Below are 17,819 nucleotides of genomic sequence, written 5' to 3'. Positions count from 1 at the left end.
GAGTGGGGCAAAACTAAGAAATTTTCCCGGTTTCACCTGGACGCTGTCTCAGGCGCGTCTTCCGGCTGATTTTTACAATGCCTGCCATTCGCAGGTATAAAAATTAGCTCGGGAGTGTCAAATGCTGGCCTTTCTAAACCAGGTGCGCAAGCCGACCCTGGATCTGCCGCTCGAAGCGCGGCGCAAAATGTGGTTCAAACCGTTCATGCAGTCGTACCTGGTGGTTTTCATCGGCTACCTGACCATGTACCTGATCCGCAAGAACTTTAACATCGCGCAGAACGACATGATCTCCACCTACGGGTTGAGCATGACGCAGTTGGGGATGATTGGCCTCGGCTTCTCCATCACCTACGGCGTGGGTAAAACGCTGGTCTCCTACTATGCTGACGGCAAGAACACCAAGCAGTTCCTGCCGTTTATGCTGATCCTCTCCGCCATCTGTATGCTCGGCTTCAGCGCCAGCATGGGCGCGGGGTCGACCAGCCTGTTCCTGATGATTGCTTTCTACGCCCTGAGCGGCTTCTTCCAGAGTACCGGCGGTTCGTGCAGCTATTCGACCATTACCAAGTGGACGCCCCGGCGTAAGCGCGGCACCTTCCTCGGCTTTTGGAATATTTCCCACAACCTCGGCGGCGCGGGCGCGGCGGGCGTGGCGCTGTTTGGTGCCAACTACCTGTTCGACGGTCACGTCATCGGTATGTTTATCTTCCCGTCGATTATTGCTCTGATTGTTGGCTTTATCGGCCTGCGCTACGGCAGCGACTCCCCGGAATCTTATGGCCTCGGTAAAGCCGAAGAGCTATTCGGTGAGGAGATCAGTGAAGAAGACAAAGAAACCGAAGAAAACGAGATGACCAAATGGCAGATCTTTGTTGAGTACGTGCTGAAAAACAAAGTGATCTGGCTGTTATGTTTCTCGAACATCTTCCTATACGTAGTGCGTATCGGTATCGACCAGTGGTCCACCGTCTACGCTTTCCAGGAGCTGAAGCTCTCCAAAGAAGTGGCGATTCAGGGCTTTACCCTGTTTGAAGTGGGCGCCCTGGTTGGCACGTTGATGTGGGGTTGGCTCTCCGACCTGGCAAACGGTCGTCGTGCGCTGGTGGCCTGTGTAGCGCTGGCGTTGATTATAGCCACCCTGGGCGTTTATCAGCACGCCAGCAACCAGTACGTTTATCTGGCTTCGCTGTTTGCGCTGGGCTTCCTGGTGTTTGGTCCACAGCTGTTAATCGGCGTTGCGGCAGTCGGATTTGTGCCGAAAAAAGCGATCGGCGCAGCCGATGGGATTAAAGGCACTTTCGCTTATCTGATTGGTGACAGCTTCGCCAAGCTCGGTCTGGGGATGATTGCCGACGGCACGCCGATTTTCGGGCTGACCGGCTGGGCGGGCACTTTCGCCGCGCTGGATGCTGCCGCCATCGGTTGTATCTGTCTGATGGCCATCGTGGCCGTGTTTGAAGAACGTAAAATTCGCCGCGAGAAAAAGATTCAACAATTGAAAGTAGCTTAAGTTAAGTGTGCATTGGTAACTTTTGCCCGCCTTAATGGCGGGCTTTTTTATTCCTCGTAACCCGTCCTGAACAGCGTTAACACGTTCAGTCGTCGACAGAGGTGAATTTGCCGCTATGATGGGCGTCCTGTCTGGTAATGGATGTTCGCATGATTTGGATAATGCTGGCCACGCTGGTGGTTGTTTTTGTGGTGGGATTTCGGGTGCTAACGTCCGGGTCGCGGCGGGCAATTCGCCGTCTGAGCGAGCGACTGAACATTGATGTCGTGCCGGTAGAATCGATGATCGATCAGATGGGAAAAGTACAGGGTGAGGCTTTTTTACAGTACCTCCACCGTCCTGATGAATCGCATCTACAAAATGCTGCCCAGGTGCTGTTGATCTGGCAAATCGTTATTGTCGACGGCAGTGAGCAGAACCTGTTGCAATGGCACCGCTGGCTGCAAAAGGCCCGGTTGGCTGCACCGATTACCGACGCGAAGGTGCGTTTGGCGCTCGGTTTTCTACGCGAGATGGAGCCGGATATGCAGGAGCTTAATGCGTTCCAGATGCGCTATAACGCCTTTTTCCAGCCTGAAGATGGTGTGCACTGGCTGCACTGATAGTCCTCTTGATGGCGCAACGCTTATCAGGCCTAACGCAGTGTCCCATCGTAGGCCGGATAAGACGACGTCGCCATCCGGCTATAAACAGTTGCTGAAACGTTAAATACGTCACAAATTTAATGTTACACTGCGTAACTTTTCTACAATAACCCCACGCAGGTAACAAAATGAGTGAAGCTGTTGAACAAAAATCCCGCGCTGAGGCAAATTCCCGCCCGAACTGGTCGGCGGTATTTGCCGTGGCGTTCTGCGTTGCCTGCCTGATAACCGTTGAATTTCTCCCCGTTAGCCTGTTAACGCCGATGGCGCAGGATTTGGGGATTTCTGAAGGCGTGGCCGGACAATCGGTGACCGTGACGGCATTTGTCGCCATGTTCGCCAGCCTGTTTGTGACGCAAATTATTCAGGCGACCGATCGTCGCTATGTGGTGATCCTGTTTTCGGTGCTACTGACGCTTTCCTGTCTGCTGGTTTCCTTTGCCAATTCTTTTTCGCTGCTGCTCGTTGGCCGCGCTTGCCTCGGTCTGGCGCTTGGCGGCTTCTGGGCGATGTCGGCGTCGCTGACCATGCGTCTGGTTCCTGCACGTACGGTGCCGAAAGCGCTGTCGGTTATTTTTGGCGCGGTCTCTATTGCGCTGGTAATTGCCGCGCCGCTGGGGAGCTTTTTGGGCGGTATTATCGGCTGGCGTAACGTGTTTAATGCGGCGGCGGTAATGGGCGTGCTGTGCACGATTTGGGTGGTGAGAGCGTTGCCTTCGCTGCCTGGTGAACCTTCGCATCAGAAACAAAACATGTTCAGCCTGTTGCAGCGTCCAGGGGTGATGGCCGGGATGATTGCCATCTTCATGTCCTTTGCCGGGCAGTTCGCCTTCTTTACCTATATTCGCCCGATCTATATGAATCTGGCGGGCTTTGACGTTGATGGCCTGACGCTGGTGCTGCTGAGCTTCGGTATTGCCAGTTTTGTTGGTACGTCGTTCTCGTCGATGATTTTGAAGCGTTCGGTCAAACTGGCGTTAGCCGGTGCGCCACTGGTGCTGGCGCTCAGTGCGCTGGTCCTGATCCTGTGGGGCAGCGACAAAGTGGTCGCGGCGGGTATTGCGATTATTTGGGGGCTGTTGTTTGCGCTGGTACCGGTGGGCTGGTCGACGTGGATCACCCGTTCGCTTGCTGATCAGGCAGAAAAAGCCGGATCCGTCCAGGTCGCCGTGATCCAACTTGCCAATACCTGCGGGGCTGCGGTGGGAGGCTATGCGCTCGATACCCTCGGACTGCTGTCACCTCTGATGATTTCCGGCAGCCTGATGCTGCTGACGGCGCTTCTGGTGGCAGCAAAAGTTCGCATAAAAGATATGCAATAAACTAAAACACGGTATGCCGGATCGCTATCCGGCATCCTGGTAGGTTTTAATTAAAACCATTATTTTCGGTGGTCTGGGCAAACCATTCGCCGCTCTTTTTCACCGTGCGTTTTTGCGTTGCTAAATCTAACTGAACAAAACCGTAGCGGTTTTTATATCCGTTGAGCCATGACCAGTTATCAATAAAGGTCCACATATGGTAGCCAAGACAATTACAGCCTTCGCTAATGCCTTTATGTAGCCATTTAAGATGCTCAGAAACAAATTCAATACGGTAGCTGTCGTTGATTTGCTCTTGCTGAATAAAACGCTGCTCATTCTCGACACCCATACCGTTTTCAGAAATAAAACAGCGCGGGTTGCCATAATTATCACGCAGATTGGTAATAATATCGTAAATACCCGGCTCATAAATTTCCCAGCCACGGTAGGGGTTCATTTTCCGCCCCGGCATTTCGTAATAATCAAACAGCCACTCCGGCATAAACGGTGCATCCGGGTTGACGGCGCTATCGCGGCATTTCACGCGACGCGGCTGATAGTAGTTGATGCCGAGCAGGTCGATTTTTCCCTCGGCGATTAACTGGCTGTCGCCTGGCTGGCATGCCGGTAATTGATCGTACCCTTTCAGCAGTTCAACCAGATCCGCCGGATATTCACCCTTCAGCACCGGGTCAAGGAAACTGCGGTTAAACAGCAGATCCGCATAGTGTGCGGCTTTCACATCCGCCGGATTTTGTGAGCGCGGGTAGGAAGGCGTTAAATTCAGTACCACGCCGATTTCACCGTCATGGTTTGCGGCACGATATGCCCGAACCGCCGTCGAATGCGCCAGTATGGTGTGATACGCCACGGTAGCTGCACGTTTGAAATCCACCACATTAGGGTAATGGAAGTCATACAGATAGCCGCCTTCAACCGGGACAATTGGCTCGTTAAAGGTAAACCAGTGCTTAACCCGGTTGCCGAACAATGTAAAACACGTTTGTGCATAGCGGCCAAACGCCTCGACCACTTCACGGTTTTCCCAGCCGCCTTTCTCCTGCATCACCATCGGCATGTCGAAGTGGAACAGGGTGATAAATGGCGTAATGCCTTGTGCCAGCAGCTCGTCGATGACGTTGTTATAGAACTCGACGGCTTCAGGATTAACCTCGCCGGTACCGTCCGGGATCAGGCGCGACCAGCTCAGAGACGTACGGAAGCTGTTGTGCTTCAGTTGTTTGAGCAGTGCAATGTCCTGTTTCCAGTGCTGATAAAAGGTTGAGGTGTTTGCCGGGCCAACGCCCTGATGGAAACGACCTGGCTGACGATCGAACCACACGTCCCACGTGGTCTGGCTTTTGCCGCCGTTCAGGCTATCCCCTTCGGTTTGCAGGGCCGAGCAGGCACTGCCCCACCAGAAGTTTTCTGGAAAACGGTATCGCATTGTTGTTGCTCCATTGCTATTTATACGTTCTGGAAACAATACGTGTTTTTGCGATACAGAAACCGGTTACAGTACTCATTTCTCAACCAAATGCCTATAAATCCGGGCATTCAACTTTGCCAAGCGCTTCCCAGTAGTTGTTCTGATTGTTTCTTTGAATTGCCAGAATGGCTTCGCGGATGTGCTGCTGATTACGCGTATCAGCCATAATCGTTTTTTCCCACACCTCATCAGATGGCGACCCTTGCGGGGTGCAAATCTTACGTAAATCCTTCATAACGGTATTCTTTTCGTGTACAGCCTGCAGACTGCCATAAGCCGAGTCGGCTTGCGCCAGACCGGGTAGCGTGAAAAGGACGGCAATAATCGGAAAAATGACTCGTTTCATGATAATAATCCTTGTTGTCTATGCGCATCATCTCAAGAGTAAGTGTAGACGGCATACGACTCACTCATCACCCTGTGTTAATGTCTAAAAATAAATCAGCCAGAAATTGTAGTTATTTCAGGAGGATAGGATGCAAATACAGATTACAGATACGATTACCGAAGACGATCAAAATGCCCTACTTGCCGGATTGCGCGCTTACAACCGGCAGTTTCTTAGAACCACCAATTTTGGCGACCTGGCGGTGTACTGGCGCGATGAGCGCAATGACATTCTGGGTGGGCTGATCGGCAAAATCAAAGGCGAATGGCTGTGCATTGATTTTCTGTGGATGCATGACTCGCTGCGCAAAGGCGGTTACGGCACAAAATTGATGCAGGCCGCAGAACAGACGGCGCGTGAGAGAGGATGCCTGCATGCGCTGGTGGATACCATGAGTTTCCAGGCGCTGCCGTTTTATCAGAAAAACGGCTATCAGCTGCAAATGACCCTCGATAACTTCCCGGAAACCGGTTCCGCGCGCCATTATTTGTCGAAAACGTTTTGATGACCGGAAGGTCTGGATGCCGCCTCACTTTCTTGCGCAGCAGAATAGTGTATGTTCTGAACAATCATTTATTTCTTAAGCGGTAAAGAGATGAGACGGATTGAGATAATACTGGGAGAGCTGGAACGGCTGACGCGAGGCCTGAATCTTGCCCATCTGGCGCAGGAAACGGCGTTCACAGCGGAGGCCATCGGCTTTAACCTCGGGCTGGCGCGCAACTCAGTCAGTAAAGATCTCAATCAGCTCTGGAACGACGGCCTGGCGATTAAAAGCCGCGGGCGCCCGGTATTCTTTCTGCATCGTCAGGCGATTGAAACGCTGCTGGGGCGCAAACTGGATGAGTCCGAGCGTGAAGTGCAAACCGTTGCCGACCTGTTGCCTGTTCAGGAAAACCAGGCGACAGACGATCCCTTTTCCAGCCTGATTGGTTACGATCGCAGCCTGCGCGATGCGGTGGAAAAAGGCCGCGCGGCGGTGTTGTATCCCCACGGGCTACATGTTCTGCTGACCGGTCCCTCCGGCGTGGGTAAAACCTTTTTTGCCGAACTGATGCACCGTTTCGCCTGCGAACGTGCAGCGGGAACGCCTCCACCGCTGGTCTATTTCAACTGCGCGGAATACGCGCATAACCCGGAACTGCTCTCATCGCACCTGTTTGGTCATCGACAGGGAGCGTTTACCGGTGCAAACGAGAATAAACCCGGTCTGGTCGAACAGGCTGATGGCGGCTATCTCCTGCTCGATGAAGTGCATCGTCTGCCGTATGAAGGTCAGGAAAAGCTGTTCTCTATTCTCGACAAAGGTGAATACCGGCCGCTGGGTTCAAGCGCCGTGGCGCGTTCAATCTCGGTTCGCCTGATATGTGCGACCACCGAACCGGTAAGTTCGGCGTTGCTGCGCACTTTCCAGCGACGTATTCAGGTATGTATCGATCTCCCCGGCATTCGCCAGCGTTCGGTGGAAGAGCAGGTTGAGCTGATCGTTGGTTTCTTACAGCGTGAGAGCCGCAAAATCGAGCGTACGATAAGCATCGACCGTACCCTGCTGCTCTGGCTGCTGAACAAGCCGCTGGAAGGCAATATTGGTCAGCTCAAGAGCGACATTCAGTTTCTCTGCGCCCAGGCCTGGGCCTCGGGGATGACGGAGCACAGCGATACGCTACAGCTGGATAAACGTCTGACCGAGATCCCCTTTAACGCCACGCCGGAACAACGTCTGTTGGTTGGAGCGCTGTTCGAAGGCAAAGAGCACCTGAGCATTGATGCCCGCACGCTGCCCGCACTGAAAAATTCGCTGGCCACCGGAGCTGAAATTGAAGAGAGCGATCTCTTTTACAGCTTCCTGACCCGGGAATACATCAACCTGCGTAACAGCAACGTACCGCCAGCCGAAACGCTGGCAATCCTCAAAAACAAACTCAGCTCGATTTTTGAATATGGTCTCTATAGCCGCGACAGTGTGGCGCATCCCCCGCGCTATGGCGATCAGATTGAAGAGCGGGTCACGCTGCTGATCGGCTGCGTTGAGCAGGTGCTTGGCTTCACGCTGCCGGAAAATCTGGTTAACCCGCTGCGCAAACACTTTCTGGCGCTGATTGGCTACGTGCAGCGCGGCCTTATTCCGCAACTTTATTCTTCCAGCCTGATACTTGATCGCTGCAAAGATGAATACGAAAACGCCACGCTGTTATGCCGAAAAATCAATGAACTGCTGCATATTCAGTGTCCGGCGACAGAGGTGGTCTGGCTGTGCCTGTTCCTCAAAGAGTGCCGTCATTACCGCCAACGGATTGACGCCAGTCCTGACTGCGGGGTGATTTTGATTGCCCACGGTGCGACGACCGCCACAAGCCAGGCGCAGTACGTGAATCGCGTGCTGGAGCGCGAGGTGTTCAGCGCTATCGATATGCCTTTCGAGCAGTCGGTGCATGACACGCTGGAAGCCCTGACGCAGATGATCCAGACCCGGCAATATCGCCGATTGATCCTGATGGTGGATATTGGCTCGCTGGTCCATTTTGGCAGCACGATCAGCAAATTATTTCAGATAGACGTTCTGCTGATGCCCAATATCACGCTCACCAGCCTGCTGGAGATTGGGCTGGATTTAAGCTACGAAACCAGTGATTTGCCGCAGCTGGCGGCATTGATGCAGAGCAAAAATATACCCTGTCAGCTCTGTACGCCGCAGCAGGAAAACAGCGGTAAAGTGCTGGTTATCTCTTGCATCACCGGGATGGGAACGGCAGAAAAAATCAAAAAGGTGCTGGAAGAGAGCTTCGGCGAACTGATGTCGCAGGACACACGGATGGTGATCCTCGATTACAACGAAGTTCGCAGCCTGGATCGTGTTCAGCAAGCGATTAACGCCACTGAGCGTCTGGCTGGCATAGTGGGTACTTTCCAGCCGGGACTGCCGGATATTCCGTTTATCTCGCTCGAGGAGTTGTTCTCTGAGCAAGGCCCCGAGCTGGTGCTCAGCCTGCTGACGCCGGATCTCTCCAGCAGCGAGCGCCGACTGGAAATGGAGCGCAGCGCGATGCGCTTTATCAGCGCGTTGACCATGGAGAGCATCATTAACCATATTTCGGTGCTCAACCCGCAGCGTATTTTGAAAGAGATGGAAGGCGTGTTGAATCATCTGACCACCGCGCTTTCGCTCAAACCGAGCCGTCAGGTGACACTGCGCTTCCTGATCCACTGCTGCTGTATGGTCGAGCGTATCGTGATTAACCGCAAACCGTTACAGATGGCGCTGGAGAACAAGCCGGATCTGGATATTCGCGCCTTTAGTGTCATTAAATCTGCTTTCCTGCCGATTGAAGAGGCCTATGCCATTCGCTTATCGGACGCGGAATATTTTTATATCTACGAATTGCTGTATAGCTAATCCCAAGACTTGCGGGGCTTTGCGCCCCGCCAGCACCCACAACTCCCCCGCGTGACACAAATTCTGGCACAGCCTTTGCTCTGTTTACCTATGTCTATGTAATCGAGCCAGGAGGCCATTTTGACTACCACTGAATCCTTGCCCCAGATCCTGCTGCTGACCCATGGCGGCTGGGGGCAACAGCTTTGCAACAGCCTGCGCATGGTGATGGGTGAAATCAAAGGCGTGACGGAAATTGCGCTGATGCCCGTTGATACGCTCGGCGAATTTTATCAGCGCGTCGAAGCCGTAGTGAAAGCTATGCCGGAAGGCTCACTGATCCTGACCGATTTTATTGGCGGCACCACGTCTAACGTGGCGGCACGGCTGAGTGCCGATTACCCGGTGGCAGTGATTTCCGGGCTCAACGCCTCTTTGTTACTGGAGGCGCTCGACAAACGCGAGCATGGCCAATTGACCACCTGCGTGGCCGATCTGGTCGAGGCCGGGCGTAGCAGCTGCATGGACGTTGTTGCCCACGTACGTCAATTACAACAATCACAATAAGGAATAAACATCATGGCAAACATCGTCTTATGTCGTATTGATAGCCGTCTGATTCATGGACAAGTGGTGACCAAATGGGTTGGGCAATCTCAGGCAAACCGGATTGCGGTGGTCAGCGATGAACTGGATGCCGATCCGTTTATGAAAAACATCTACCTGATGGCCGCGCCGCCGAACATCAAAGTGGATTGTTTCGGTAACCAAAGTTTTGCGGCTGCCTGGAAAGAAAACCAGCTTGGTGACGGCAAAGTGCTGGTGCTTTTCCCCTCTCTGGCTGCGGTTCAGGAAGCGGTTCAGTTGGGATTTGATGTCACCACCATTCAGGTCGGTGGGCTGGGCGGTGGGCCAAACCGCAAAGCAGTATTCCAGAACATTACGCTGGATGAAAAAGACGTCGGCATTCTGAGCGACCTGAAAAATCGTGGGATTCAGGTGTTCTTCCAGACTATCCCGGAAGATAAGCCGCAGTCGCTGGACGATATCCTGAAAAAATTCTAATTCTTTGATAACAGGGTACTTAATTATGGATACTTTAGTCTTCGCAAGCCTGATGGGGTTGTATTACTGGTTTGCCCGATTACGCCTTGGCTACACTTTCTCCGCCATGCTGCTACAGCCAGTGGTGATTGCCGTATTCGTTGGTCTGCTGTTAGGCAACATGGAAACGGCGATGATCATCGGTGCAGGTATGCAGCTGGTTTATCTCGGCGTGACCTCCACGCCAGGCGGCAACGTCCCGTCGGATCCGGCGCTGGCTGCCTGCATTTCAATTCCGATCGCCGTGAAGGCCGGAATGGACCCGAACCTGGCTATCGCACTGGCGATCCCTTTTGGCGTTATCGGCGTGTTCCTCGACCAGTTGCGCCGCACGCTAAACGCAGCGTGGGTACATATGGCCGACAAGCATGCGGAAACGGCAAACATGGCGGGCATTATGCGCTGTGCGTTCCTCTACCCGGCGTTGCTCGGACTGGTACTGCGTTTCCCGGTGGTCTTCGCCGCCAACTATTTTGGTCAGGACGTTGTGGAAAGCTTCCTTAAGCTGATGCCGCACTGGCTGACGCACTCCTTTGAAATTATGGGCGGCATTCTGCCGGCGCTGGGCTTCGCCATCACCATTATGGTGATCGGTAAAAAGAGCCTGTTGCCATGGTTTATCGGCGGTTTCTTTGCGGTGCTGTACCTGAAGGTAGACATCATGGCGATGGCAATCTTTGGTACCTGCGTGGCGTTCCTGATTAAAGGTCTGGCGAAAAATGAAGGAGCAGCATGATGAGCAGCGACGTAATGCAGCATGAACTGGTGGAGCGCGCGCGCGAAAGCGGCACGCTGACCAAAGCAGACATCACCAAAGCCTGGTTTATCTACTGGCTGGGCGCGGAAGTTTCCAGCTCCTATGAGCGTTTGCAAAGCCTGATTTTCTGCGCCTCGATGACGCCGATCATCAAAAAACTCTACCCGCAAAAAGAAGAGCAGGTGGAAGCGCTGAAACGCCATTTGAACTTCTTCAACTCGGAGCAGACGTTCGGGGCGGTGATTCAGGGGATCTCCATTGCGATGGAGGAACAGAAAACCCGCGGCGAGCCGATCAGCGACGCCTCAATTACCGGGATTAAAACCGGGTTGATGGGACCACTGGCCGGGATGGGGGACTCCATCATCTGGGCCGCCGTGATGCCGCTGTTAATTGCGATTTTCATCCCTTTCGCGGCCAATGGCAGCGCAATGGGCGGAATTGTACCGTTAATTCTTTATCCAGCCATTACGCTGGCAATCAGCTACGGTATGGTTCACAAAGGCTATACGCTGGGGCGTGACTCGATAATTGGCCTGCTGCAGGGAGGGCGAATAAAGGAACTTATCTACGGCGCGAACGTGCTGGGCCTGATCATGATGGGCGCGCTTTCTGCAAGCTACGTCAAGATCACCACGCCATTAAAACTCAGTGCCCTGAAAGGTTCTGAAGTGGTGGTTCAGCAAATTCTCGACTCTATTGCCCCCGGTCTGTTGCCGCTGGCGGCGGTGTTCGCCATCTATTTCTATCTGGTGAAGAAAGGGCCGCGTTACACAACGATTTTACTGTCGATTGTCGCGCTCAGCGTGGTCTGTTCGCTGCTGGGAGTGCTGTAAGCCATGACACAGAATATCTACCAACAATTGGGGCTAAAACAGGTCATTAACGCCTGCGGCAAGATGACGATTCTGGGTGTTTCCAGCGTAGCGCCGGAAGTAATGCAGGCCACCGCACGGGCTGCTTCAGCCTTTGTTGAAATTGATCGGCTGGTGGACAGAACTGGAGAACTGGTTTCCCGCTACACCGGGGCTGAAGACAGCTATGTCACCTCCTGTGCATCGGCGGGTATTGCTATCGCTGTTGCCGCCGCCATTACCCGTGGTGACCAGGCGCGAGTCACGCTGATGCCGGACAGCGCAGGAATGGCCAATGAAGTGGTCATGCTGCGCGGGCATAACGTTGACTACGGTGCGCCCATCACCAGCGCCATCCGTTTGGGCGGCGGGCGGGTGGTGGAGGTTGGCTCAAGTAATCTGGCGGCCCGCTGGCAGCTGGAGAGCGCGATTACCGATAGCACCGCCGCGCTGCTGTACGTGAAATCGCACCACTGCGTGCAGAAAGGCATGTTGAGCATCGCGGATTTTGTGCTGGTCGCGCAGGTTCACAACCTGCCGCTGATTGTCGATGCCGCCGCCGAGGAAGATTTGCACGCTTGGGTAGCAAGCGGAGCGGATATGGTGGTCTACAGCGGGGCAAAAGCTTTTAACGCGCCGACCTCCGGATTTATCACCGGGAAGAAACAGTGGATTGCCGCGTGTAAAGCGCAGCACCACGGCATTGCCCGGGCGATGAAAATCGGCAAAGAGAATATGGTTGGGTTGGTTTATGCCCTGGAAAACTACCATCAGGGACAAACCGTAGTCACTGCCGAAGCGCTCCGCCCCGTGGCGCAGGCGATTTCAGAGATTCGCGGACTGGATGCGGATATCGAGCAGGATGAGGCCGGACGCGCCATCTGGCGGATTCGAATTCGGGTGAATGCGCAGGTGCTGGGAATGGATGCTTACGCCGTAGAAGCGCAACTGCGAGAGGGTGATATAGCGATCTACGCTCGCCGTTACAACCTTCATCAGGGCGTCTTTAGCCTTGACCCGCGTACGGTAGCAGAAGGGGAAATGGCGCTGATCGTGGCCCGATTAAAGGAGATTGCAGAACATGCAGCACATTAATTTTTATCGTAATAAAGTGGCCATTAACGTGCTGGCGAAGGATATCGCCAATGCGCGGGAAATCTATGATGCTGCCGAAGGCCACGCGGTGATCGGCATTCTTTCGGCGCAGTTTTCCTCGGTTGAGGAAGGGGTTCTGGAAGTAAAACGTTGGATGACCGATGTGCCATCAATTTCCGTGGGGTTGGGGGCCGGTGACCCGGCGCAGTATTACAAAGCGGCGATGATTGCCTCACAGGTCCATCCGGCACACGTCAACCAGACCTTTACCGGTTGCGGGTTTGCGGCAGGCGCCTTGGCGGCAACGGGCGGTGAACAGACCCATATCAACGCGTTAGTCAGTCCCACTGGCACGCCGGGGGACGTGTTGATCTCGACCGGCGTCAGCAGCAGCCAGGGCACGCCAGCCCGCGTTTCCTGCGATGCAGCGGTCCGTATGATGTTGGATTCAGGAGCCCATGCGGCGAAGTTCTTCCCAATGGGTGGTGAGCAGTCGCTGCCTGAGCTGTACGCACTGGCGACGACAGCGGCACGAAACGGCATGACATTGATTGAGCCGACCGGCGGTATCGATCTCGATAACTTCGGCGTTATCCTGCAATCCTGTCTGGAGGCGGGAGTCCCGCGCGTCATGCCGCATGTTTACAGCTCGATTATCGACCCACAGACCGGTAATACCCGGCCTGCAGATGTCATCAGGCTGATGGAGATAGTCAAAGCCCTGGTGTGATGTTGCTATCGCCGGATGGCACTTCGCTTATCCGGCCTACAGATAACCTCATGTCACCAGCCCGGTCAGCGTAAGCGCTATCGGGCATTTTAACGTATATAAAGGACACGCTAATGACAGTCAGGTAGAAACGCTATTTAATTACCTGGTGCAGTCTGGCAGCGCACCGCGTTTTGAGGCGTTTATTCGACAGGTTGCCCTGCGCGTTCCCCAGCATAAGGAGAGATTAATGACGATTGCAGAATGCTTACGTGAGTCGGGGCGAAGGACTGGGTTGCTAGAGGGCAAACGCGAGGGAAAAAAGGACGAAGCGTTGCGGATAGCCCATGCCATGCTTGAGAAGGGGATCGATCGTGAACTGGTGCTAATTATTACCGGGCTTTCAATTGATGAACTGACGGTATCTTCTGACTAATTTATCTTAGCTCCATTATGCTTTTTTCTTCTTGCTGATGCTTTTTCGTTTTTTAAACCGCAGCGGCCTTCCCGCTATAGTCATTTCATTACTCATCAGGCGGTTATTGCAAAAGGATAAAACGTGAAGCTGAAGATACCTTATTTCGGGGCCGGGGCGGCGGTATTACTGGCGGGATTATTGCTGGCAGGATGCGATCAACAGAGCAGTGATGCAAAGCATATCAAAGTGGGTGTGATTAACGGTGCTGAGCAGGATGTAGCGGAGGTCGCGAAGAAAGTCGCTAAAGAAAAATATGGCCTTGAGGTGGAGCTGGTGGGGTTTAGTGGCTCTCTGCTGCCCAATGATGCCACCAATCATGGTGAGCTGGATGCCAACGTCTTCCAGCATCGTCCGTTCCTCGAACAAGATAATAAAGCACACGGCTATAAGCTGGTTGCGGTGGGCAATACCTTTGTGTTCCCGATGGCAGGGTATTCGAAGAAAATCAAAACCGTCGCTGAACTAAAAGACGGTGCAACGATTGCGATACCTAACGACCCGACCAACCTGGGTCGGGCGCTGTTGCTGCTGCAAAAAGAGAAGTTAATTACGTTGAAAGCGGATACCGGCCTGCTGCCAACAGCGTTGGATATCACTGATAATCCGCGGCATCTGAAAATTATGGAACTGGAAGGCGCGCAGTTGCCGCGTGTGCTGGACGATCAGAAAGTGGATGTGGCGATTATCAGTACCACCTACATCCAGCAAACCGGGCTTTCCCCGGTACATGACAGCGTATTTATTGAAGACAAAAACTCACCGTACGTGAACATTCTTGTGGCGCGAGAAGACAACAAAGATGCCGAGAATGTGAAAGAATTCCTGCAATCTTATCAGTCACCGGAAGTGGCGAAGGCGGCAGAAACTATCTTTAACGGTGGCGCGGTTCCGGGCTGGTAATCATGACCCTTTGCCGCGCCGGTTGGCGTTAAACCGCTCTGGCGCGGCGACGTGAGTCCATTGAGATAAGTATTACCGAAGAGAGGATCAAAAGCGTGCCCAGCCAGTCTGGCAGGGTAAAGGTAATACCTAACAGCAGAAGGGACAGCAACGCGCTGCTCAACGGTTCCGCGCAGCTTAAAATGCTCGCTTTCGGTCCGCCAATCATCTGCGCGCCTTTCAGGTACAGGCTAAACGTCAGCGATGTGCCGATGACCACCAGATAGAAAAACGCCAGAATCAAACTGCCATTCACTACGAAATTAGTGCCCTGCCCGGCATAAAACGGCAGCAGGATCATGCCGCCGATTAACATACTCCAGCCGACGACCGGCAGCGTGCCGTAGCGCGCGATAAGCGTTGAGGGATAGGTGGTGTAGAACGCAGCGGCAAACGCCGAGGCAATTCCCCAGAAAAGCGCGGCAGGTGAGATAGACAGCGACGTCGGGTTACCGTGGGTGACCAGCAAGAAGGTGCCGATAAGCGAGGTGAAGATCGCGGTCAGCACTAAAATCCCCGGTCGCGCTTTGCGCACCACGGAGAACCACGCCACGATAATGGTCGGTGACAAAAATTGCAGTACCGTCGCGGTGGCGGCGTTGGATTTTTCAATGGTCAGCAGAAAGGTTAGCTGTACGGTGAGTGCGCCAACCACGGAAAAAATCAGCAGGCTGATGGCGTCTTTGCGATTTTTGATAATGGAGAACACTTTGTCGCCGTGAACGAAAGAGAGCATCAGCAGAATGAGCCCGGCGAAAATCAGGCGCGTCATGGTCAGAAACTGCGATGACATCTGGCTTTGCTCCATGATGTATTGCGCGCAAACGCCTGAACTTCCCCACAATACTGCGGCAATCAGGACATTCATCATCCCTCTTCTGGTGGAACTCATCTTTCCCTCGGCATGTTGTTTTGTTTTATTTGTGTGCAGGCATCATAGCAGAGATGGTTGTGATTTCTGCCAGCACATCTGCAATCAGCCAGTCATTAAAGACTTTTACCTCCGGGCGCATTACCGCGTGCTGCGGCGTAACAATGTAGTAAGACCATGCCAGAGGCCAGCGGGTGTTGGGATGAAGCTGAACCAGTTGCCCGTCTGTCAGTAGCTGCTGCACCAATGCCCTGCGCACAATGGCGACACCTTGACCACTGAGCGCCGCCAGAATCACCGCAGAGGTAGAGTTGATGTGCAATCCACTGTCGCGAACGACAGGTGCCTGGGTGGCGGTCAGGACATCATTCCAGTCCGGGAAATTGGCGCCGGGGTGGGGAGTGTCATCATGTATAAGCTTCTGTGCGGCCAACCATTCTCTACAGGATATTTTATCTACTGGCACAATACGTGGGCTACAGACCAGAACCGCTTCTTCATCCATCAGCCAGGTTTTATTTACCCCAGGCCAGTCGCCTTTGCCGCAACGCACGCCCAAATCCGCTTCGCCATGAGCAACATCCATCAGCTTTTCCGTCACGTTCAGGCGTAATTCTATGTTTTCATGCGCTTGTGAGAAACGATTGAGGCGGCTCATCAGCCAGTTCATCACCAGTACCTGAGAGGCCGTGATAATCACCACCGAGCGTGCTCGCCGACCGCGTAACTTGTTCAGCCCAGATTCCAGACTATCCAGTCCCTGGGTTATCTCGCGCAACGCGTCCTGTGCTTCGCTGACCAGCGTGAGACGCTCTTTGCCTGAACGAGTACGATGCAGCAGCGGGTGGCCAACCCAGTCTTCCAGCGCACGAACCAATTGTCCAACGGCCGCCGGAGTGACCCCCAGTTCTTGCGCCGCACCAGTAAAACTGCCGTGGCGGGCTGTGGCCTCAAAAGCGTGTAACCATTTAAGCCGATTAAGCGATCGCATCAGATCATTTCCCGTTTTGTGAATATCTTCAGTATATGCCATCGAGATAGATTTTCTTTCTCGGTTCGCTATTTCTTCTCATTCGTCAGCGCCTCAGGGGAGTGGCATTGTTAGGGAAGGTGCGAATAAGCAGGTCATTTCTTCCCAAGCTGACTCGCTGATTAAAATTTCGCGGATCTGGGCCGATTTTTTTCCCGCAAACACATCGAATCAGCCTATTTAGGCTATTTTTTCCACCATTTCTGGCGTTATTTCCGGTTTTTACTGAGATCTCTCCCACTGACGTATCATTTGGTCCACCCGAAACAGGTTGGCCAGGGTGAATAACATCGCCAGTTGGTTATCGTTTTTCAGCAGCCCCTTGTATCTGGCTTTCACGAAGCCGAACTGCCGCTTGATGATGCGAAACGGGTGCTCCACCCTGGCACGGATGCTGGCTTTCATGTATTCGATGTTGATGGCCGTTTTGTTCTTGCGCGGATGCTGCTTCAAGGTTTTTACCCTGCCGGGACGCTCGGCGATCAGCCAGTCCACATCCACCTCGGCCAGCTCCTCGCGCTGTGGCGCTCCTTGGTAGCCGGCATCGGCTGAGACAAATTGCTCCTCTCCATGAAGCAGATTACCCAGCTGATTGAGGTCATGCTCGTTGGCCGCGGTGGTGACCAGGCTGTGGGTCAGGCCACTCTTGGCATCGACACCAATGTGGGCCTTCATGCCAAAGTGCCACTGATTGCCTTTCTTGGTCTGATGCATCTCCGGATCGCGTTGCTGCTCTTTGTTCTTGGTAGAGCTGGGTGCCTCAATGATGGTGGCATCCACCAAAGTGCCTTGGGTCATCATGACGCCTGCTTCGGCCAGCCAGCGATTGATGGTCTTGAACAATTGACGGGCCAGTTGATGCTGCTCGAGCAGGTGGCGGAAATTCATGATGGTGGTGCGATCCGGCAGGGCGCTATCCAGGGATAATCGGGCAAACAGGCGCATGGAGGCGATTTCGTACAGGGCATCTTCCATGGCACCGTCGCTCAGGTTGTACCAATGCTGCATGCAGTGAATACGCAGCATGGTCTCCAGCGGATAGGGCCGTCGGCCATTGCCCGCCTTGGGATAAAACGGCTCGATGACAGCGGTCATATTCTGCCATGGCAGAATCTGCTCCATGCGGGAGAGGAAAATCTCTTTTCGGGTCTGACGGCGCTTAGTGCTGAATTCACTATCGGCGAAGGTGAGTTGATGGCTCATGATGTCCCTCTGGGATGCGCTCCGGATGAATATGATGATCTCATATCAGGAACTTGTTCGCACCTTCC

At 53.7% G+C, this 17,819-nt stretch carries 17 protein-coding genes and 1 pseudogene; 13 read left to right on the top strand and 5 right to left on the bottom strand.

All coding sequences use genetic code 11. The annotated features are described in order from the left end of the window. Positions 1–121: 121 nt before the first annotated feature. The 3 genes from uhpT to nepI all read left to right on the top strand — a co-directional run bounded on the left by uhpT (position 122) and on the right by nepI (position 3,479). The gene (gene uhpT, locus OGY72_RS09805) at positions 122–1,513 is read left to right on the top strand and encodes a hexose-6-phosphate:phosphate antiporter UhpT (RefSeq protein WP_286547694.1); all 1,392 of its coding nucleotides are present in this window, start codon (positions 122–124) and stop codon (positions 1,511–1,513) included. Positions 1,514–1,662: 149 nt separating this feature from the next. Next, a complete protein-coding gene (locus tag OGY72_RS09800; protein ID WP_286547693.1) occupies positions 1,663–2,115 on the top strand; it encodes a DUF1198 family protein in 453 nt (150 codons plus the stop codon). A 170-nt stretch (positions 2,116–2,285) separates the two neighbouring features. Next, positions 2,286–3,479: a purine ribonucleoside efflux pump NepI gene (gene nepI / locus OGY72_RS09795; RefSeq protein ID WP_003827145.1), complete on the top strand. Its 1,194-nt coding sequence runs from the start codon at positions 2,286–2,288 to the stop codon at positions 3,477–3,479. Positions 3,480–3,525: 46 nt separating this feature from the next. Here the strand turns inward: nepI and gmuD are convergent, their stop codons facing one another. Beyond that, a complete protein-coding gene (gene gmuD, locus OGY72_RS09790) occupies positions 3,526–4,908 on the bottom strand; it encodes a 6-phospho-beta-glucosidase GmuD (RefSeq protein WP_286547691.1) in 1,383 nt (460 codons plus the stop codon). Positions 4,909–5,002: 94 nt separating this feature from the next. Beyond that, the gene (locus tag OGY72_RS09785; RefSeq protein ID WP_003827149.1) at positions 5,003–5,296 is read right to left on the bottom strand and encodes a YicS family protein; all 294 of its coding nucleotides are present in this window, start codon (positions 5,294–5,296) and stop codon (positions 5,003–5,005) included. A 130-nt stretch (positions 5,297–5,426) separates the two neighbouring features. On the opposite strand from OGY72_RS09785, the gene OGY72_RS09780 reads away from it, so the two are divergent. From OGY72_RS09780 to nlpA, 10 genes and pseudogenes are all read left to right on the top strand, one after another. Next, positions 5,427–5,843 (top strand): GNAT family N-acetyltransferase, encoded by a 417-nt coding sequence (locus OGY72_RS09780; RefSeq protein ID WP_003827152.1) that lies wholly within the window; start codon positions 5,427–5,429, stop codon positions 5,841–5,843. A 90-nt stretch (positions 5,844–5,933) separates the two neighbouring features. Further along, positions 5,934–8,732, top strand: a complete 2,799-nt coding sequence (gene dagR, locus OGY72_RS09775) for a transcriptional regulator DagR (RefSeq protein WP_286547687.1) — start codon at positions 5,934–5,936, stop codon at positions 8,730–8,732. 120 nt (positions 8,733–8,852) lie between these two features. Beyond that, a complete protein-coding gene (locus OGY72_RS09770) occupies positions 8,853–9,278 on the top strand; it encodes a PTS sugar transporter subunit IIA (RefSeq protein WP_191235912.1) in 426 nt (141 codons plus the stop codon). A 12-nt stretch (positions 9,279–9,290) separates the two neighbouring features. Further along, on the top strand, positions 9,291–9,776 hold the full coding sequence (locus OGY72_RS09765) for a PTS sugar transporter subunit IIB (protein WP_003023959.1): 486 nt from the start codon (positions 9,291–9,293) through the stop codon (positions 9,774–9,776). Between the two features lie 25 nt (positions 9,777–9,801). Next, positions 9,802–10,551 carry a PTS mannose/fructose/sorbose/N-acetylgalactosamine transporter subunit IIC gene (locus tag OGY72_RS09760; protein ID WP_003023960.1) on the top strand — a complete coding sequence of 250 codons (750 nt, stop codon included), beginning with the start codon at positions 9,802–9,804 and terminating at the stop codon, positions 10,549–10,551. Continuing rightward, positions 10,548–11,408 carry a PTS system mannose/fructose/sorbose family transporter subunit IID gene (locus OGY72_RS09755; protein WP_005121522.1) on the top strand — a complete coding sequence of 287 codons (861 nt, stop codon included), beginning with the start codon at positions 10,548–10,550 and terminating at the stop codon, positions 11,406–11,408. The genes OGY72_RS09760 and OGY72_RS09755 overlap by 4 nt, the downstream gene beginning before the upstream one ends. Positions 11,409–11,411: 3 nt before the next feature. Continuing rightward, complete coding sequence (gene dgaE, locus OGY72_RS09750) at positions 11,412–12,521, top strand: D-glucosaminate-6-phosphate ammonia lyase (RefSeq protein ID WP_286547686.1); 1,110 nt, start codon at positions 11,412–11,414, stop codon at positions 12,519–12,521. Beyond that, on the top strand, positions 12,508–13,251 hold the full coding sequence (gene dagF / locus OGY72_RS09745; RefSeq protein ID WP_286547685.1) for a 2-dehydro-3-deoxy-phosphogluconate aldolase: 744 nt from the start codon (positions 12,508–12,510) through the stop codon (positions 13,249–13,251). The genes dgaE and dagF overlap by 14 nt, the downstream gene beginning before the upstream one ends. Before the next feature lie 100 nt (positions 13,252–13,351). After that, positions 13,352–13,666: pseudogene (locus tag OGY72_RS09740) on the top strand (Rpn/YhgA-type helix-turn-helix domain-containing protein); the annotation flags it as partial. 123 nt (positions 13,667–13,789) lie between these two features. After that, positions 13,790–14,608, top strand: coding sequence for a lipoprotein NlpA (gene nlpA, locus OGY72_RS09735; protein WP_032945419.1), 819 nt, complete (start codon positions 13,790–13,792; stop codon positions 14,606–14,608). 28 nt (positions 14,609–14,636) lie between these two features. Here nlpA and OGY72_RS09730 read toward each other — a convergent pair whose 3' ends face one another. The 3 genes from OGY72_RS09730 to OGY72_RS09720 all read right to left on the bottom strand — a co-directional run bounded on the left by OGY72_RS09730 (position 14,637) and on the right by OGY72_RS09720 (position 17,751). Further along, positions 14,637–15,539: a carboxylate/amino acid/amine transporter gene (locus OGY72_RS09730; protein WP_003827166.1), complete on the bottom strand. Its 903-nt coding sequence runs from the start codon at positions 15,537–15,539 to the stop codon at positions 14,637–14,639. A 25-nt stretch (positions 15,540–15,564) separates the two neighbouring features. After that, a complete protein-coding gene (locus tag OGY72_RS09725; RefSeq protein WP_063941261.1) occupies positions 15,565–16,509 on the bottom strand; it encodes a LysR substrate-binding domain-containing protein in 945 nt (314 codons plus the stop codon). A 261-nt stretch (positions 16,510–16,770) separates the two neighbouring features. Then, positions 16,771–17,751 carry an IS5-like element ISKpn26 family transposase gene (locus OGY72_RS09720; protein ID WP_000019450.1) on the bottom strand — a complete coding sequence of 327 codons (981 nt, stop codon included), beginning with the start codon at positions 17,749–17,751 and terminating at the stop codon, positions 16,771–16,773. Positions 17,752–17,819 lie beyond the last annotated feature (68 nt).

Origin of the sequence: Citrobacter sp. Cpo221, from assembly GCF_030332345.1 — a bacterium.
Lineage (GTDB): Bacteria > Pseudomonadota > Gammaproteobacteria > Enterobacterales > Enterobacteriaceae > Citrobacter > Citrobacter portucalensis.
The sequence above is the reverse complement of the archived record's forward strand: the minus strand, read 5'-3'. Positions and strand labels throughout refer to the sequence as shown.

Coding starts and splice junctions, on each gene's coding strand:
- uhpT (WP_286547694.1), top strand. CDS start 122: ATGCTGGCCTTTCTAAACCAGGTGCGCAAGCCGACCCTGGATCTGCCG.
- OGY72_RS09800 (WP_286547693.1), top strand. CDS start 1,663: ATGATTTGGATAATGCTGGCCACGCTGGTGGTTGTTTTTGTGGTGGGA.
- nepI (WP_003827145.1), top strand. CDS start 2,286: ATGAGTGAAGCTGTTGAACAAAAATCCCGCGCTGAGGCAAATTCCCGC.
- gmuD (WP_286547691.1), bottom strand. CDS start 4,908: ATGCGATACCGTTTTCCAGAAAACTTCTGGTGGGGCAGTGCCTGCTCG.
- OGY72_RS09785 (WP_003827149.1), bottom strand. CDS start 5,296: ATGAAACGAGTCATTTTTCCGATTATTGCCGTCCTTTTCACGCTACCC.
- OGY72_RS09780 (WP_003827152.1), top strand. CDS start 5,427: ATGCAAATACAGATTACAGATACGATTACCGAAGACGATCAAAATGCC.
- dagR (WP_286547687.1), top strand. CDS start 5,934: ATGAGACGGATTGAGATAATACTGGGAGAGCTGGAACGGCTGACGCGA.
- OGY72_RS09765 (WP_003023959.1), top strand. CDS start 9,291: ATGGCAAACATCGTCTTATGTCGTATTGATAGCCGTCTGATTCATGGA.
- OGY72_RS09760 (WP_003023960.1), top strand. CDS start 9,802: ATGGATACTTTAGTCTTCGCAAGCCTGATGGGGTTGTATTACTGGTTT.
- OGY72_RS09755 (WP_005121522.1), top strand. CDS start 10,548: ATGATGAGCAGCGACGTAATGCAGCATGAACTGGTGGAGCGCGCGCGC.
- dgaE (WP_286547686.1), top strand. CDS start 11,412: ATGACACAGAATATCTACCAACAATTGGGGCTAAAACAGGTCATTAAC.
- dagF (WP_286547685.1), top strand. CDS start 12,508: ATGCAGCACATTAATTTTTATCGTAATAAAGTGGCCATTAACGTGCTG.
- OGY72_RS09730 (WP_003827166.1), bottom strand. CDS start 15,539: ATGAGTTCCACCAGAAGAGGGATGATGAATGTCCTGATTGCCGCAGTA.
- OGY72_RS09725 (WP_063941261.1), bottom strand. CDS start 16,509: ATGCGATCGCTTAATCGGCTTAAATGGTTACACGCTTTTGAGGCCACA.
- OGY72_RS09720 (WP_000019450.1), bottom strand. CDS start 17,751: ATGAGCCATCAACTCACCTTCGCCGATAGTGAATTCAGCACTAAGCGC.